Origin of the sequence: Legionella pneumophila subsp. pascullei (genome assembly GCF_900637585.1) — a bacterium.
Taxonomy (GTDB): domain Bacteria; phylum Pseudomonadota; class Gammaproteobacteria; order Legionellales; family Legionellaceae; genus Legionella; species Legionella pascullei.
In genome coordinates, this window is the sequence record NZ_LR134380.1 from 1,908,781 (window position 1) to 1,926,646 (window position 17,866).

The following is a 17,866-nucleotide window of genomic DNA, read 5'->3' on the forward strand; positions in this document are numbered from 1 at the left end:
TACACCAGCTTATTTGCCATGACCTATCTCTACGAAAAGGCAATATTTTGGATAAAATCATAGTATCGAGTAATGAGTTGGGCTATACAAAACCAATGCATCAGCATCCATTTTGTGGCATATTATATGACGACAATGCTATTCGATAAAGTAAAAACGTGCTTTTTAATCCATAAAATCGGGATTAATTTAATCCTATTTGATCTAATTTTAACCAAAAAGACCTTTTATTGACCTGTGAGTTAGTTTCAATTTTAGTCTTAATGTCAATTATTTAGTCAATTAACTTTTCCAATCAACAGTTAACCTCATGATATGATTAATATTTTCACCCAATGACCAACTTAAGTCCTTATAAATTTACAATTAACTTATTTGTTAATATAATCACCATCTTTTGTAATAACCAATAATGGTGATTTAACAAGAAGAAAGGAGCAGTATGAATACATTATTTACTCTAATCTCAACTGTACTACTAACAAGCAACATCACATCCAGCACCCCATTGTTTGCCAAGCCTGGAACTGACATTAACACCCAGGTGCAACATCTTAGCCACAAGGCTCCTCAATTAAACAAGAAAGTTTTAAAACTGGCCTTGACAGCTTATAAGAATGCAAGCAAGAGAGGAGCAGTTAAAAAACCTGTTCTTACCGTAATTGATTATTCCTTGCCTTCAAATAAACAACGTATGTGGGTGTTCGATCTTCGTAACGAACGTCTATTATACAATACTTACGTAGCTCATGGTAAAAATTCAGGAGTTAATGTTGCCAGGAGTTTTTCTAACAGAGAGTCCAGCAAACAATCCAGTTTAGGTACCTATATCACCAAAAACACCTATATTGGACACAAAGGCTACTCCTTGAATCTCCAGGGCCTGGATAGAGGATTTAATGATAATGCATACAATAGACGTGTTGTAATACATGGCGCGTGGTATGTTGAACCTGACTTTATCAAAAAAGCTGGCCGTGCTGGTTTATCCTGGGGCTGCCCAGCTATAGCACAAACCTTGGCAAAACCCGTGATAAATACCATTAAAAACGGTTCGGTTGTTTTTGCTTATTACCCTGATAAAAAGTTTTTATCTAACTCAGGATATCTGGTAGCATAAAAAAGTAAGCCAGGGACTCAGCCCTGGCTTTTCGCAGTCATCCGTATAAGAACTTACGTTCTTATTGTCATCCTGACAAATCAGATCCTTCTGATTGCAAATCCATTTGCACGACTCATATCCTTATAAGTCTTGATTAAAATTTAGCAACGGAAAGGGAGAAGTGCAAGGCGTTAAATCACCCTTTTACCCAATACTATTTTCAATTTATGAATGGTATTTTTTTATTATTACAATAAAAATCAATAACTTAATCACTTAAACAATAATTATTTACAGGCAAATACAATAATTTCTTCTATGGAATTGAGAAATTTCTTACATCAATTACAGCTTAAATAACGTCGTTTTCTCATTATAAAGAAATATGCTGCTTGATTATGTTATAAGATGTGGTAGTTTATTTACGAAGAAATGTAGCAGGGTATGATTATGAACCAACAACTAAATGCAACCAAGAAAGATAAGCTTCAAGTAATCGATTGGCTTATTGAAAATTTTCCTAATGCATTTTTTAAAAAAGGGAACCAGGTCAAACCGCTCAAAATTGGAATATTTGATGATCTAATTGATTTTTATGAGCGACTGGATACTCCACCTTTTAGTAAAAAATCATTAAGAGAAGCATTAAGTTATTATAGTGCTTCCCCAGCTTATTTAAGCTGTCAAAAACCTAATACAGCACGCGTAGATATTTATGGTAATGAAATCGATGTGGTTACACCGGAGCAAGCCAAGTATGCTTATCAGCGTTATCAGGAGCGCTATGGTAATAAGAAAAGCCAGGAATTAAAATAGCGCCAAAAATAGATCAAGTGCAATTAGCTCAGGCACAGAAAAGCTACCTTTGTTTGGTTTTATTGTAGAACCATAATGTAATTAATGCTTACATCAGAAACCAGAGTGGCCTTCCTAAGAAAGGGGTTATAGCATAGGCCTTTCATATCAATGATATTTAAATCGTACAAGCGTGCCATTTTGGCTAATTCACTGGGTTTGACGAATTTATCATAGTCATGTGTTTGTCTGGGTAACAAATTAAGCACATATTCCGCAGCAATAATAGCGCCAAGATAAGCCTTTAATGTTCTGCTAATAGTTGATAAAAATAATAGTCCGTTTGGTTTTAATAAACGTCTGCAATGTCGTAATATTAATTCAGGGTTTTGTACATGTTCCAATAATTCCATACAAGTTATTACATCAAATTTTTGATCCTCATATTCTTCAATAGGACTGCAATAATAATCAATCTGCAACTGATTTTTATGAGCATGTTCTTTGGCAGCGTGAATGGCCTCTGGTTCTGCATCTAATCCACTCACATAAGCTCCTGCCTTGGCCATAGACTCACAGAGTATCCCACCACCACAACCGACATCCAATATTCTCAGCCCCTTCAGATTGACATGTTCTGAAATAAATTCAAAGCGAGCGCCATTGATATCATGCAAAGTTCTGAGAGGACCATTAGTATCCCACCAATCATTTGCAAGTTGGGCAAATTTATGTACTTCTTCAAAAGCAATACTCGATTCAATTTGATTCATAAGACAATAAATCCATTGGTTTAAAGAATTCAATGACGCGTTGATTAGTAATAAAGCTTACATTATATGGGTGTTCTGAAACCAGTCCTATTAATAATTTATTTGGGGGTATTTTCTCAGCAATTTTACCAAATAAGATTAACTGCACATCAGGCTTCCTGATAGCCAATTGCTCAAATAAATTTTGCATAAAGGGCTTCCAATGACGAGCATGATACGGAACCTTATCTTTGCTATAAATCAAGGAAGCATTTAATAATAAAATTCCCTTTTTCATCATTCCTTTAAAAAATTCTTCTGCTGTCTGTACTAAACAGGATTTATCTATCCTGGCGATCGCTTCTTGCGAAGTATTTTCGTGTAAATCGCCGCGAGCAATCAATAACGTTTTAATCCAGTTACGCAGTGAGGTGGCTCGATTAACTTCCTTGCTCAACCCAGTGCAGCTCCATAATAACCTTACAGAATTATCCCAAAAAGCATATCCATTAGCAGAAATCTTGCGTGGATATGGAGACTCCCCCAAAAGAATATATTGTGTTTGACTCAAAGGCAGACTAAAAGCAGAAAACAACTGATTTAATCCAGGTAACCAATGGCTATCCTCTTGTATTTGTTTTAAGTAACCACTATCCATTGTATTCAATGCTTTCATCAGAATTTCTTTCCATTCCTCATGGCATCCAACTAATAACTTCTCATACATCTTAATTTTTACCTTTCCGTCATGATAATTAAATTTTCAAATTGGGGTATCTTAAAATTGCCTATGTTTTTAAACATAGATTTCAACAACTTTAACATTATTCTTAAACCATGAGAAATTATCTTAATTTTAACATCAAGATATAAATCCGCTTCCCTCACTGAATTTGAATAAAGCCCTGTTTAGCTGCTTATATGTTGATTCTGTGTTGCCTGAAAATTCAAATTACTCTAACATCATTTAAAAATGATAATCTGGAGTGATTATGTTTTTGGCCAACTGCAATATAGAGGAATTAGTTACAGAACATATAAAACAATTTCTAGCGGATGAAGAACTCTCCTTCTCTGGCTTAAAAGATTTAATTCTCAGTAAAACCCCAATTCCCTGGATCCATTCCTCTGTAGCATCTACTCTGTTTAAATCCAGAGACTCCGATAAAACAGAAGTAAAAAAAAACCTTGAACAGCAAGCTTATAAAGCTCAACTGGCCGAGGATAAAACTCAAAAAGAGCAGGATGATGCCGAAGCATTAAAAGATAAAAAATTAAAGGAAATTTTAACTCGTGAATTAAACCACATCCCAACCCAAATTAGCGAACAGCAAACGGAACTCAGATTACTTCATTATAAACTTGAGCGACTCTTCGAAAGCCAACCTAAAGTCGATGTGATTCAGCATCCTGATTCTCCTTTGAAAAGGACAAAATCGTCTTCCAGCCATTCCGCATCGATTGAGCGTCTACAAAGATCTATCAATGAGCATGAAATTAAAATTCAATCACTTTTGGAACAGGAAATTAACAATAAAATAAAATTAAATGAAATTGAAAAACGCACCAACATACGCTCACAACATCACACTAAAAGGGTTAAGCGAGCTCAGGCAAGAATTGGATACAATAGTACAGGAGAGGATGCTCTCAGTACATTATCAGGAAAAAATCAATCCATTTTGTTGCGAAGTATTCAAAAACAACATCATGCTCTTGAAAAAAAATGTAGTGATCTCATTCAGGAAGCCGATCAGATTAATTATCCATTATTTCTTGGGGAACTTCAGAAGTTTTTAAATAAAAAAAATCGCAATTTATCTTCCCAAGAAATCGAAGCGTTAAAGTCTGTTATAAAATTTATAAAGCAACACTTGGAATTTGAGCATGAGGCAATCAATACGCAATCCAGTCTCCATATTAAAAAGCAATCCATCAGTTCCCAGATTGTAAAATTACGAGAACTACAAAATAAACTAAAAACCTTAAAAAATAATAACCCCCATTTGACTGCAGCAAATGAAGAATTGATTTCACGTAATTTGGAATTATCGGCTATGAAGGAGCATCATGCTAACTTACGCCATCGCTTGGGTACCCCCGCTTTACTTTTATTTGGATTAACGTTTCTGTTTTCAATTCCTCTTATTTTAACCATAAGCGGAGTAATTCCCTTTTTCATTGCGCCTGCGCTGCTTTATATTTTAGTCTCAGCACCTCCAACCATCCTCCTGTTATCAACTATTAGTGTTGGTATAGCGGCTATCGTTTTCAGCTTTAAGATGCATTCCAATGAATCAGCTATTAAATCCAATTTGCAAGCGATCGAAACAAACTCCAATCAAATGAGTCGAAATTCCCAAGATTTAAAATCATTGGAAACGCTTACCATCCCCACTCTTAATATGCAAATCAAAAAAGATGAAAATTTAAGAGATCAATTAATGCTTTCTTTGCAAAAACTGCAAAGTCAAGCTGCCCAGGCTTTCCAGAAAGCAAAAGAGGTAGAGTGTCTATCCTATGCCAACTCTTCACTTTTAAATTCCGGCAATACTCAATCGAATGACGCATCATTATACACGCATTCGGAAGAGCTCGATGAAGCACTAAATGACTCTCTGGAAGAAGTGGAAGAAGAAACCGTTAATGGGATAGTGTAAATTGCCTTTCTATCAATAAAATTTCAATGGAGCAAGTCTAAGTATTAATTCCCAGTAATAAAACTACTAGTCTAAATATTGATAAATTAATCTTTATGATCTAAAATGCGACAATTTGATTATTAGGAGCAATCTATGTCTCTTGCTACTTATGATGTAAAACAAGAACTTGTCAAGCTTACCCAGAATTTTTTCTCTATTGAGAATCCATTTTCTGAATTAAAAAATTTATTAATTGATAAAAAGACTATTCCATGGATTCATAATCAAATAGTTGAGCAGTTATCCCAAATTAAAAAATCAGATGAAACAGCTGCGATTACGCGTTTAGAAAAAAGCGCTTACGAACAACAAATGAAAGAAGATGACGATGAAAAAAATCGGGATGTTGAGGAGTTACGCCAAGATCTTCTCCAAAGGAATCATTTGACAAGACAACTCGAGATATTGCGAGTCCGCAAAGAGCAATATGAAAGGGAATTGCTCATTCGCAATACAGTATCCCATGTCCATACTCATCCGGACACTCCGGTAGTGCATCAACATCCTTCTCAACCAGTATCTGTACCCTTGCTAAACCCTAATACTCACGTGCACACTCACCTTGAAGCTACTTTAAGTACCCAGGATATTGAGCTGAGTATTCAGAGAATTAATAGAAGAATTTCAGAGATAAGTAAAGAATTGGAAGTTCTCGACTCCAGAAATAATGAAAGAGAAATTCGCAGAGGCGATAGAGAAAAACGCCTTCAAGCACGTCTTAATTATGTTCAAAAAACAGCAGGAGTTGCCAACACCCTATCTCCTAACAATCAAAAAAAACTGTTATCCAATATTGAGAAAGAAAAAAAATCTCTCACACAACTACATTCCTCCTTGCTTCTTAAAGCCGATCAATTAAATTACTCTATTTTTCTTCAGCAATTTGAGCTCTCTTTACAATCGATGCAACGTCCATTTCAAGAAATAGACGCATTAAAAGCTATTGTGAAAAAAATGAAAGAGCATTTGAATTTCAAAGAAAAAGCTGCATCGATTCAATCTCGATTAAATAATACGATGCTTACTATTGGGAATAACAACGGTAGATTGCAGCGACTTCTTTCCAATTTGAGTTCCTTACAGCTTGCTAATCCTGATTTAACAAGGAGAAATGAGCGCATGGAAGAACAAAACAGAGAGCTTCTTGAATCGTATAATAGCCATATAAAAACACGAAATAAACTGTTTTTCCCGACTCTCATTTTATCAGGATTGTCCCTGCTCTTTTCTATTCCATTGATATTAACTCTAACTGGAATCATCCCCTATATTATCGCCCCAGCCGTATTGCTAACTTTGGTTATTGCTCCTCCTGCCTTATTATTGCTTGCTGGACTTGGTGTTGGTATTGCCACAATCACTTATGCTGTGAAGGCTTACTTCAATAATTCAACTATTGAATCAAACAAGGAAACAATAGAAAGTAATAGACGGCAAATGGGCACAAATCAACAGGAAATTTATACTCTGGAAAATCAAACGATTCCCAATCTTAAAAAAGAATTGTTACAAAACGAAGAGATTAAAAATCGTCTAACTGATGAATTACAGCATATTGAAAACCTGGCCGAGCAGGCATTAAAGCAAGCAAAAGAAGTAGAGCCATACGCCTACTCATCTATGCCTTTCTTTAACCCGGAAGTTATTGTTCATCAGCATCCTTCTGTAAATAATGGTATGGTGACCCCCAGCGCTCCACCGTTGGACCCTCTCTATCCTGTCGTTCGACATTAACTTCCAGTCTGGGTTATTAAACCAGGCTGTCATCCGGGTGACTTAATATGATTTCCCGGATGACATAGTGGACTATAAGTTTCTCTTTAAATAATGACCACGGGTAATTCTGACCAGGAAGTGGTATAACTGGGAGAGCGTAACTGTGCCCGCATAGCCCAAGGCTTCACATACCCTTCTGCTGCCAAACGTAAGGTATGACGACCGTATTTCGTATTGATTTCATCTAATACTGACATCAATCGCTCTGTCTGATTCAACTCTTTCTCTGAAACCTGGTTAAACAAATCCATCTGCAAACAGTTTTTCTCAATTAAATCTCCTAAATAAACGCCTACCTTTTGGTAATGAAATCCGGAGCGAAATATTTTGCGCAGGCACAATTTGGCACAACGAATCAAATGCCGCAGATCATCAGTTGGATTAATTAATTTAAACCCTATGGATTGCTGATATTGCGGTAAATCCAAACGAAATCGATTAGTTTTAATAAATATGGAAAGATGACATGCCATCAATTTTTGATGACGTAATTTTTCCCAAGCTCTGGCACAATGGCTGCTGATGGCCTGAGCAAGAGCAGAATACTCTGTTTGCATACAACCAAAGGATTTGGAAGATATAATACTTTTTCTTGACTCAAAATCCTGTAAACTACCACATGAAACACCACGCAACTCAAGCACTGTTCGTTGCAATACAACACTAAATACATTTTTAATTAGTTGCAAATCCATACCAGCCAAATCATGAGCGGTATAAATACCCTGTTGTACTAACTTTTTACCCCATTGCCGTCCTATCCCCCATACCTCACCAACAACTATTTTAGCTAACCAATGATATTGATTTTCAATGTTAAACACAGGGATCCTTAACTCTTTTTTCGCAATATGGTTTGCCAGTTTAGCCAGGGTTTTGGTTGCTCCTATACCTATAGATACAGGTATACCGGTATGGCGCAAAATAGTTTTTTGTAACTTGCGACAAAACTCATCATGTTCAGACTGAGGCAAGGTATTCAAATCAAGGAAGGCTTCATCAATGGAGTAAACCTCGATTACCGGCCAATTGTCTTCAATAACTGACATAACCCGACGTGATATATCAGCATACAATGAGTAATTGGATGAAAACACATGCACTTTATGCTGTTTACATAAGGCCTTGACTGCAAAATAAGGCACTCCCATTTGAACACCCAAAGCTTTGACTTCATTAGAGCGCGCTATCACACAACCATCATTATTAGACAAAACCAGAATAGGTTTATTTGCTAACGCTGGTTTAAACAACCGCTCACACGAGACATAAAAATTATTACAATCGATCAGCGCAAACATCACGATACCGTATGAATGACATGAGTGACGACCCCCCAAATCACCATATCGTATTCCTCTGTGATATCTATGGGAGGAAAATCAGGGTTTTCAGCCAACAACTTAACTTGCCCATGCTGACGGGATAACCGTTTTACGGTCAATTCGCCATTCAGGGCAACGATTACAATTTTTCCATGAGTAGCCTCTATGCCACGATCAACGATTAAAATATCACCGGAATAAATGCCAGCATTTATCATGGACTCACCGGAAGCTCGTACAAAAAATGTGGATGCCGGATGCTTGATCAAGTACTCATTCAAATCCAACATGGATTCAATATAGTCATCACCCGGAGAAGGAAAACCGGCTCTTACAGAACTGGAATATAAAGGAATCACTGGAAATTCCTTTTCTCCTTGAAGATATTTCATCACATCCTGTATGCGAGATTCAGGTATACGAACTGATCTGGTTGCTTCTCCATATTTACCTTGCCCTCGAGGACGTCCAGCACCTGCTCGTGCACCACCATGAGACATATACTCCCCTAAACTTGATTTTTGAATCGTAATTCAAGTTTAGTTTTAAAGTAGTAAATTGTAAAGTTCAGACAATAATGAGAGTTCCATATGACGACTATACTGAATTGACGCCAATACTCAAATTACGCTATTGTTGGGGATTTAGTGTAAGACTAAAGAGCCATGGTCAAATTATATAAGGAAATAATCAATTCAATAGATAATCATCAGACAACTATGGTGGAGCAACTCCATCAATTTTGTGAAATCAATTCTGGAACAACTAATTTAACAGGATTAGCCATCATGGCTGAGACATTGTGTTCAGCATTCAAACCAATCGCTGACACCACAGAATTAATAAAATTACCGCCTTTGTCTGTGATTGACATGACCGGAAGCACGGTTACGCAATCCTGTGGAGATGCATTGTTCATTAGCAAACGTCCTCACTTAAAACGCCGAATTCTGCTAAGCGGACATATGGATACGGTTTATTCCGCCAGCAACCCTTTTCAAAAATTAACCTACATGGATGCTAATCAAATCAATGGCCCAGGTGTTGCAGATATGAAAGGCGGACTAATCGTCATCTTGCATGCATTAACAGCCTTTGAAAACACTAAATTTGCGGAAGAAATGGGTTGGGATGTATTAATTAATTCAGATGAAGAAATTGGTTCACCTGCATCAGGTTCATTATTTAGCAAATTGGCACATCGCTATCAAGCCGCCCTGGTTTATGAACCAGCAATGACACCTAAGGGTACTTTGGCAAAAAACCGCAAAGGCAGTGGAAAATTAACCCTTGTAGCAACAGGAAGGGCTGCTCATGCTGGCCGGGCATTTGATGAAGGAAGAAACGCCATATGCTATCTTGCTGAAGCAGTTACTGCTGTCCATGCCTTAAATGGACGAAGAAATGGAGTAACAATCAATGTAGGTAAAATCGCTGGCGGAGAGGCGCTGAATGTTGTACCGGACAAAGCAGTGGCTCAGTTGGATATCCGAATTAGCCTGCCAGAAGATGAAATTTGGGTAAGAAATGAATTGAATAAGATCATCAGGCAGCTGGAACGACCTGATTATTCCCTAAGTGTGCATGGCATTTTTGGACGGCCTGTGAAACGTGTTTGCTCAGGGACAGAACGGCTTTTTCATCGGATTCAAAAAATTGGAGAAGCACTTGGTTTAACTATTGACTGGAAAGACAGTGGGGGTTGTTGCGACGGTAATAATTTAGCTCATTATGGCTTGCCTGTTCTGGATACCTTAGGTGTTCGGGGAGGCAATATACATAGTTCAGCTGAATATATATTGCTTGATAGCTTATCAGAACGCGCTGCTCTTAGCGCACTTCTCCTGATAGATTTGGCACAGGGTGGTTTAGAGGATCTAATAAAATGATGTTATTTCGTAGTGCTCGCGACACTGACTTGGATGCGATCCATCAACTGGCAGAAATCAGTGGTGTTGGGATGACAACTCTCCCTAAAGATAAAGAATTATTAAAAAAACGCTTGGAATGGTCTTGCGAATCCTATCAAAGAAATGTCACTAACCCAGGTTGTGAATATTATTTTTTTGTCCTAGAAGAGCAAAAAAATAAACAAATTGTCGGCACCTCCGCTATAGAAGCAAGCACAGGTTATGAAATACCTTTTTATTCTTATAAAATCTCTAAAAGAACCAGAGTCTGTCATACACTCAACATACGCAGTGATTATGAGGTATTAAGTCTGGTCAATGACAATCAAGGTCGCACGGAAATATGCACGCTATTTCTTCATCCTGACTATAGAAAAAATAATAATGGCCTATTGCTTTCGAAAGGACGTTTTTTATTTATGGCACAATATCCTCAACGTTTTGCCCCGATTGTCATTGCTGAAATGCGTGGGATCTCTGATGATAAAGGCAACTCGCCATTCTGGGATAATGTCGGAGCTAATTTTTTTCATATGCCTTTTGTAGAAGCAGATCGTCTCACACTAGCCACTAATAAACAATTTATCGCTGATTTAATGCCGCGCAATCCTATCTATGTCAAACTACTCTCGCCAGAGGCACAAGCAGTCATTGGCAAACCACATCAATCGACTATCCCGGCCATGAATATTCTTTTAAAAGAAGGCTTTCGTTATAACAACTATGTTGATATTTTTGACGCCGGACCTACTATCGAATCACCATTATTAGAAATTAAAACGATTGCTTTAAGTCGAATCATGGTTATTAAAAACATCAGTGATGAAGCGAGCAGCAGCAATCGCTATTTACTCGCCAATACCCAAATGGATTTTCGATCAACAATTGGTCACTCTGTTTTTAATGAGCGAGAAAATACCTGCATTATTAGCAAAGAAACAGCAAAATTACTTGATGTAAAACAAGGAGATAGCCTGCGTATATCACCCATACGTACCGAAGATACTCCAACATTGTAACAAAGGAATAATGATGTCTAAATTACAAATTATACAGAGTAAAGGCCAGTATATTAATGGAGAATGGACAAAGGGGAATGGGATCATTCTGGAATCAACAAACCCCGCTTCTGGGACTTTGCTTTGGCAAGGAAATAATGCGACAGATGAGGAAATTGCAAATGCCTGTTTCGTTGCACATCGCGCACTGAAATCCTGGGCTAATACAAGTTTTGACGAAAGAGTTCGCTATACTAAAGTATTTGCTGAACAGGTAGAAAAAAATCGTGAGCAACTGGCACGTCTTATTTCATTGGAAACAGGAAAGCCATTATGGGAGTCTCAAACTGAAGTCAACTCAGTAATTGGCAAAGTAAATTTGTCAATTCAGGCTTATCAAGAAAGAACCTGGCCAAAACAAACTGAAGCTGCAGAAGCCAATGCCTGCCTGCGTTATAAACCACATGGTGTTGTTGTAGTATTAGGTGCGTTTAATTTCCCCGCTCATTTAAGCAACGGGCACATTGTCCCTGCCCTGCTTGCGGGGAATACAGTACTGTACAAACCAAGTGAACATACTCCTGCAGTAGCAGAATTGATCATCCAATGTTGGCATGATAGTGGCTTGCCTCCCGGGGTTATCAATTGTTTGCAAGGTAATGCAAATTGTGGAAATACCCTATTGTCTCAAGACATTCAAGGCGTATATTTTACCGGGAGTTATGCAACAGGGCTTCGTATACACCAACAATTCTGTGATAAACCCGAAGTTATTTTAGCTTTGGAAATGGGTGGAAATAACCCTTTGGTCATTGATGAAGTGAAAGACATCGATGCCGCTGTCTACCATACATTGCTTTCAACCATGATTACTGCAGGACAACGTTGCACATGTGCAAGACGAATTATAATTCCTGATTCCCAGACAGGCGATCTATTTTTAGAACGTTTTACCAAGGCTTGTAAATTAATGAGGATTGGCTCTTTTGATAGTCAACCAGAGCCTTTTATTGGGCCTGTCATCAGCCATGTTCAAGCATTAAAACATCTCCATGCGCAGAAACAACTTATAGAAATGGGAGGCGAAATCATTCAACCGATGTCACTTCTTGTTGAGTACACAGGACTCCTTTCTCCTGGCATTATTGACATGACTCGTGTGAAAAATCCACCAGATGAAGAGATTTTCGCACCCTTTGCACAAATTTACCGCTACAATCACTTTGATGAGGCAATTCAATTAGCGAACCAGACACGTTATGGTTTGTCATCCGGTTTACTAAGCGATAATAAAGACCGCTACCAACAGTTTTATCAAAATATTCGTTCTGGACTGATCAACTGGAATAGACCTACCACAGGTGCTGCCAGCAGCCTTCCATTTGGTGGCGTCGGATGTAGTGGAAATCATAGACCAAGCGCCTATTTTGCTGCTGATTATTGTGCTTATCCTGTAGCAAGCATGGAGCAACCCTTGTTAATAATTCCAGCGCAACAATTACCAGGTCTAGTATTGGAATAATTATTATGAATGTTTATGAATTGAATATGGATGGACTTGTTGGGCAAACACATCATTATGCAGGACTTTCAGCGGGTAATATAGCCTCTACAAATAACGCATTATCTATTTCCAATCCTCAAGCTGCAGCAAGGCAAGGTTTAGAAAAAATGCGTCAACTTTATAACATGGGGCTAAAGCAAGGTTTATTACCTCCACATCAACGACCTAATTTGAATTTACTGTATCAGCTGGGATTTAAAGGCACTCCCAGTGAACAAATAAATAAAGCCTATAAAACAGCACCCGAATTGCTTAGTACCTGTTACTCTGCGTCAAGTATGTGGACAGCTAATGCAGCAACCGTTTCTGCAAGCGTGGATACTGAAGACAATAAAGTGCATTTCACTGCTGCAAATTTAATCAGCAATTTGCATCGCCACCAGGAAGCTGATTTTTCAAAAAAACTATTGGAATTTATATTTTCCAACTCTAATTATTTTAATCATCATCCTATATTGCCCAAATCAACGGGCACAAGCGATGAGGGAGCAGCGAATCATAATCGCCTATGCCAAAGTCATGCGCACACAGGCATTAATTTCTTTGTATATGGGAAAAAAGTGCTGGGGAATCATCAATTTGAACAAGGCCCAATAAAATACCCTGCTCGGCAAACTAAAGAAGCATCAGAAGCCATCGCTCGCAACCATTTATTAAAATCTGAACAAGTGATTTTTGCCTGTCAAAATCCATTGGCAATAGATCAAGGTGTATTTCATAATGATGTCATCTCAGTTGCTAATGAACATGTATTTCTGGTTCATGAAGAAGCTTTTTATAATCAAGCTTATGTTTTGGATCAACTAAGAGAAAAAGCTGATTTTCCATTAGCGATAATTGAGATCTCAAAAGAACAAATCAGCGTTAGTGAAGCAGTAGATACCTATCTTTTCAATTCTCAATTGATTACCTTACCTGATCAGAAAAATATGATTTTAATAGCTCCTGCTGAATGTCAGACAAACCTTAAAGTAAAAACTTGTATTGATGAATTAGTCTCTGATCCCAAAAACCCCATTAACTCGGTCTATTACCTGGATCTGAAACAAAGCATGCGCAATGGCGGTGGACCAGCCTGTTTACGCTTACGAGTTCCTCTGAATGACTACGAACTTAAAGCAATGCACCAAGGTGTTCTAATTGATAATGATTTGTTAGACACTTTAGATAAATGGGTTTTAAAACATTACCGAACTGAACTGCAAATCTCCGATTTAGCCGATCCGCAACTATTATATGAATGTCTGCATGCACTGGATGAATTAACACAGATCTTGAAATTGGGCTCAATATATCCCTTTCAATCTTGAGTATCCGAACTATGTGGAAAACAAAATTCGGCAAATGTATTTATATTTCACCCTCGGGATATAAAGTCTATCAAAATTTATTGTATCGTTGGCTTACTTTAGGTAGCGAGGCATGGCAAACTGTAATTAACCGCTATATACCTCGCAGACCTGGTTTACATTATTTGCAAATATTGACACTTATGGCACGACAATTTCCTAATGATTGCTGTTTATTAGGTCTTGGAGGAGCAGGAATCGCTCATCTGTTGAGTGCACAAAAAAGCATGCCCTCTATCGTTGCTGTAGAAAATAGTGAAGAAGTGATCCACATTGCAAAACAATTTTTCATGACAGATTTAATCCCTAATTTCACCATTATTCACCAAAACGCTCAAGATTTTGTTCATGAAAACAAAAAAACTTTTAAGCATTTGCTTCTTGATTTATATGACGCAACACATTTTCCCGATGAATGTCATTCTATAGATTTCTTCATTGATTGCAGAAAGCAATTAACTGATGATGGGTTTTTAGGAGTGAATTTGGCAAATGCTAGAGAACAATGGGATCTGGTTCAATTAATCAAGAAACAATTTCCATCCAATATCATTATCCCAATAAAAAAATGTGCCAATATAGTTGTCATTGCATCCAAAAATGACAATAAAGACTTTTTTATTAAGCAAGTAAAGAATACTAACGAAATAAAAAAAATTGCATGGGTAAAGGATTGGGGTTATGTTGCTGATTATTAATGTTCATCAAAAGCAACAATAATTTTGTTATAAATGAAATCCGGCCAAAAGCTAACCTATATTGAAATATTTTATCTTATTTTCTCATGTAATTAATCGCTGCAATTAATGCCTCATCAGAACAATCGGTATTAGGAACACCTGCCGCATTGCATAAACCGCCATGGTACATCAACCCTTTACCTATCTTAACATTGTACAGCAGATAATCCATTGGGGTTTCAAATTGTAAAGGATTATTTTTTGCTTCTATTTTTGCTTGTTTAAATCGCAGCTTCCATGCCTTTTTATCAAATGCTGGAGGAGCTTTTATAGCCTTGGCTAAATCAGGGGCATGACAAGTTTTGCAGGCAATTTCGTAAGTATATTTTCCTAAATTATCAGCAAAAGCCAGATTACTTGTTAAATAGATTAACATTATAATCAATGCATTCCTTTTCATCACATCCCCAAATTATCATCATTGCTCTAGCAATCTTAGAATTATATGAGATATTTTGCCAATTGAAATAGTTTTTTATTTTTTAATTAAAGCGTATATACCATTATCTGAATAAATGGTTATAGAAATATCGTAACCAATTTATTAGTACTGAAGAAAGTTTGCAAAAAATGAAATAAATAGACTAAAAGTAAGATTTACAGCCATATTATAAAAAGGAGTAATATCTACTCCTTAAATTTCCATTAAATCTTTTTCTTTCTCGGCTAATACCGCATCAACTTCAGAAATATATCTATCCGTCAGCTTTTGGATCGCTTCTGCAGCACGTCGTTCATCGTCTTCGGAAATTGCTTTCTCTTTAACAAGTTCTTTTAGCTGATTATTGGCATCCCTTCTGATGTTTCGAATTGAAACTCTTCCTTGCTCTCCTTCATGGCGAACCACTTTAATCAATTCCTTTCTGCGCTCCTCCGTTAAAGGTGGCATAGGAACTCGAATAGCTGTTCCCGCAGTTGCAGGATTCAAACCCAAATCAGAGTTTAATATAGCCTTTTCTATAGCTGCGACCATAGACTTTTCCCAGGGCGTAACTAAAATGGTTCGGGAGTCACTGGTAGTGATATTCGCAACCTGGCTTAAAGGTGTAGGACTTCCATAATAATCTACCATTACATGATCTAATAGACTGGCATTTGCCCTGCCAGTACGGATTTTTGACATATCCGTATGCAAAGCCTCAATAGTCTTTTTCATGCGTTTTTCTGAATCTTGCTTAATCTCATTGATCATGATTAGCTCCGACTATAGTTCCTACTCGTTCTCCAGTTACAATTCGTTTCAAAGCATTAGGAGCAGCCATATCAAACACCTGCAAAGGCATTCCTTGATCTTGACACAAACAAATTGCAGTGGAATCCATCACTTCCAAACCTTTAGTTAAAACTTCTTTGTAAGTCAAATAATCATAACGCTTTGCGTCAGGATTTTTAAGTGGGTCAGCAGAATAAACACCATCTACCTTTGTTGCTTTTAAAACGATGTCAGCACCTACCTCAATTGCCCTCAAGCAAGCAGCGGTATCTGTTGTAAAAAAAGGATTTCCCGTTCCAGCCGCAAAAATCACTACCTGACCATTGCGCAAGTGAGTGATAGCCTTTCGTCTATGGTAAGGATCAACTACTCCAAGCATTGGAATAGCTGACATAATACGAGCAGGCAAATCAATTCGTTCTAAAGCATCACGGAGTGCCAATGCATTCATAAGAGTTGCCAGCATCCCCATATGGTCTCCTGTAACTCGTCCAACACCCGCCTGAGAAAGCGCTTTTCCTCTGAATAGATTACCACCACCTAAAACCAAACCAACTTCCACACCCATATGAATCAATTCTGCAATATCTCGAGCTAATGAATCGAGAACTGACGGATCAATCCCAAATTGAGATTTCCCCATCAGCGCTTCGCCACTAAATTTAAGCAGAATGCGTTTGTATTTTAATTTAGGTTGACTTTCATTCATCATGTACGAACCTGAGCCATCACTTCTTCAACAAAATTGTCCTCTTTTTTCTCTATTCCCTCACCTACTTCATACCGAACGAAGGATATTACCTCGGCATTTTTCTCTTTTAAAAGTTGCCCCACTTTAATGTTAGGATCTTTTACATAAGGCTGTCCTAACAAGCTTACCTCATCAATAAACTTATTGATTCGTCCATCAATCATCTTATCAATGATCTCTTGCGGCTTACCACTCTCTTTCGCTTGAGCAGTGAATATTTCTCTTTCGTTTTCAATTGCTTCAGCTGGTACCTGCTCACGACTAACTACCATCGGTTTGCTTGCAGCAACATGCATGGCAATATCTTTAGCCAATGCTTCACTTCCATTTTTTAATGCGACCATAACCCCAATACGGGAACCGTGTAAATAATATCCAATTACGCCGTCGCAATGCACTCTTTCCAATCGGCGCAATTTAATATTTTCACCAATTTTGGCAACCAGTTCTTGTCTTGCTTGCTCAACAGTAATACCAGAAGGTAATACTTGATTGGATAAATCTTCAATATTCTTTGGAAGATTTGTTAATGCAACATCGGCAACAGCATTGGCAAAATTAGTGAAATTCTCATCCCGTGCAACAAAGTCTGTTTCACTATTGATCTCAAGCATCACTGCTGTACGTTCATCAGAAGAACGCGCAATAACGATTATACCTTCCGCTGCGACTCTATCTGCCTTTTTATCTGCTTTTGCCTGGCCAGCTTTACGCATTTCAATAATTGCTTGCTCGATATCACCGTTAGTCGCTATTAGAAATTTTTTACATTCCATCATACCTGCGCCTGTGCGCTCACGCAATTGCATTACTAATGCAGCACTAATTGTTGACATTTTGATTTCTCCACATAGCAAAAAGGGGGCTTATTAAATTAACGCCCCCTTTA

The 17,866-nt window shown here is 37.6% G+C and carries 17 protein-coding genes; 9 read left to right on the plus strand and 8 right to left on the minus strand.

The window, feature by feature from the left end:
* Positions 1-442 precede the first annotated feature (442 nt).
* Both EL201_RS08690 and EL201_RS08695 read left to right on the plus strand, forming a co-directional pair.
* The gene (locus EL201_RS08690) at positions 443-1,120 is read left to right on the plus strand and encodes a murein L,D-transpeptidase catalytic domain family protein (RefSeq protein ID WP_027221882.1); all 678 of its coding nucleotides are present in this window, start codon (positions 443-445) and stop codon (positions 1,118-1,120) included.
* 426 nt (positions 1,121-1,546) lie between these two features.
* Positions 1,547-1,918 carry a ProQ/FINO family protein gene (locus tag EL201_RS08695; protein ID WP_050598177.1) on the plus strand — a complete coding sequence of 124 codons (372 nt, stop codon included), beginning with the start codon at positions 1,547-1,549 and terminating at the stop codon, positions 1,916-1,918.
* A 59-nt stretch (positions 1,919-1,977) separates the two neighbouring features.
* Here the strand turns inward: EL201_RS08695 and ubiG are convergent, their stop codons facing one another.
* Complete coding sequence (ubiG, locus tag EL201_RS08700; RefSeq protein WP_027221884.1) at positions 1,978-2,670, minus strand: bifunctional 2-polyprenyl-6-hydroxyphenol methylase/3-demethylubiquinol 3-O-methyltransferase UbiG; 693 nt, start codon at positions 2,668-2,670, stop codon at positions 1,978-1,980.
* On the minus strand, positions 2,657-3,376 hold the full coding sequence (locus EL201_RS08705; protein WP_027221885.1) for a uracil-DNA glycosylase family protein: 720 nt from the start codon (positions 3,374-3,376) through the stop codon (positions 2,657-2,659). The genes ubiG and EL201_RS08705 overlap by 14 nt, the downstream gene beginning before the upstream one ends.
* Before the next feature lie 259 nt (positions 3,377-3,635).
* On the opposite strand from EL201_RS08705, the gene legC3 (EL201_RS08710) reads away from it, so the two are divergent.
* Together legC3 (EL201_RS08710) and legC3 (EL201_RS08715) are read left to right on the plus strand one after the other, a co-directional pair.
* Positions 3,636-5,309 carry a Dot/Icm T4SS effector LegC3/PpeA gene (legC3, locus tag EL201_RS08710; protein ID WP_080272981.1) on the plus strand — a complete coding sequence of 558 codons (1,674 nt, stop codon included), beginning with the start codon at positions 3,636-3,638 and terminating at the stop codon, positions 5,307-5,309.
* 135 nt (positions 5,310-5,444) lie between these two features.
* Positions 5,445-7,085 carry a Dot/Icm T4SS effector LegC3/PpeA gene (gene legC3, locus EL201_RS08715; RefSeq protein WP_027221887.1) on the plus strand — a complete coding sequence of 547 codons (1,641 nt, stop codon included), beginning with the start codon at positions 5,445-5,447 and terminating at the stop codon, positions 7,083-7,085.
* 86 nt (positions 7,086-7,171) lie between these two features.
* Here the strand turns inward: legC3 (EL201_RS08715) and EL201_RS08720 are convergent, their stop codons facing one another.
* Both EL201_RS08720 and EL201_RS08725 read right to left on the minus strand, forming a co-directional pair.
* Positions 7,172-8,428 carry a Y-family DNA polymerase gene (locus EL201_RS08720; protein ID WP_027221888.1) on the minus strand — a complete coding sequence of 419 codons (1,257 nt, stop codon included), beginning with the start codon at positions 8,426-8,428 and terminating at the stop codon, positions 7,172-7,174.
* Positions 8,428-8,952 (minus strand): LexA family protein, encoded by a 525-nt coding sequence (locus tag EL201_RS08725; RefSeq protein ID WP_027221889.1) that lies wholly within the window; start codon positions 8,950-8,952, stop codon positions 8,428-8,430. Before EL201_RS08725 ends, EL201_RS08720 begins: the two co-directional genes overlap by 1 nt.
* 165 nt (positions 8,953-9,117) lie before the next feature.
* Here EL201_RS08725 and EL201_RS08730 point away from each other — a divergent pair, with 165 nt between their 5' ends.
* The 5 genes from EL201_RS08730 to EL201_RS08750 are packed head-to-tail and all read left to right on the plus strand — an operon-like array spanning position 9,118 to position 14,971.
* On the plus strand, positions 9,118-10,341 hold the full coding sequence (locus EL201_RS08730) for a hydrolase (protein ID WP_027221890.1): 1,224 nt from the start codon (positions 9,118-9,120) through the stop codon (positions 10,339-10,341).
* Positions 10,338-11,381: an arginine N-succinyltransferase gene (locus tag EL201_RS08735; protein WP_027221891.1), complete on the plus strand. Its 1,044-nt coding sequence runs from the start codon at positions 10,338-10,340 to the stop codon at positions 11,379-11,381. The genes EL201_RS08730 and EL201_RS08735 overlap by 4 nt, the downstream gene beginning before the upstream one ends.
* A 13-nt stretch (positions 11,382-11,394) precedes the next feature.
* Entirely contained in the window at positions 11,395-12,882 is a 1,488-nt protein-coding gene (gene astD / locus EL201_RS08740; RefSeq protein ID WP_027221892.1) for a succinylglutamate-semialdehyde dehydrogenase, read from the plus strand.
* A 5-nt stretch (positions 12,883-12,887) separates the two neighbouring features.
* Entirely contained in the window at positions 12,888-14,234 is a 1,347-nt protein-coding gene (astB, locus tag EL201_RS08745) for an N-succinylarginine dihydrolase (RefSeq protein WP_027221893.1), read from the plus strand.
* 11 nt (positions 14,235-14,245) lie between these two features.
* Positions 14,246-14,971, plus strand: a complete 726-nt coding sequence (locus EL201_RS08750; RefSeq protein ID WP_027221894.1) for a spermidine synthase — start codon at positions 14,246-14,248, stop codon at positions 14,969-14,971.
* A gap of 76 nt (positions 14,972-15,047) precedes the next feature.
* On the opposite strand, the gene EL201_RS08755 is transcribed toward EL201_RS08750, so the two are convergent.
* From EL201_RS08755 to tsf, 4 genes are all read right to left on the minus strand, one after another.
* Positions 15,048-15,413 (minus strand): c-type cytochrome, encoded by a 366-nt coding sequence (locus EL201_RS08755; RefSeq protein ID WP_027221895.1) that lies wholly within the window; start codon positions 15,411-15,413, stop codon positions 15,048-15,050.
* A 234-nt stretch (positions 15,414-15,647) separates the two neighbouring features.
* Entirely contained in the window at positions 15,648-16,205 is a 558-nt protein-coding gene (frr, locus tag EL201_RS08760) for a ribosome recycling factor (protein ID WP_010947438.1), read from the minus strand.
* Positions 16,195-16,938, minus strand: a complete 744-nt coding sequence (gene pyrH / locus EL201_RS08765; protein WP_027221896.1) for a UMP kinase — start codon at positions 16,936-16,938, stop codon at positions 16,195-16,197. The genes frr and pyrH overlap by 11 nt, the downstream gene beginning before the upstream one ends.
* Positions 16,935-17,813 carry a translation elongation factor Ts gene (gene tsf, locus EL201_RS08770; protein WP_027221897.1) on the minus strand — a complete coding sequence of 293 codons (879 nt, stop codon included), beginning with the start codon at positions 17,811-17,813 and terminating at the stop codon, positions 16,935-16,937. The genes pyrH and tsf overlap by 4 nt, the downstream gene beginning before the upstream one ends.
* Positions 17,814-17,866 lie beyond the last annotated feature (53 nt).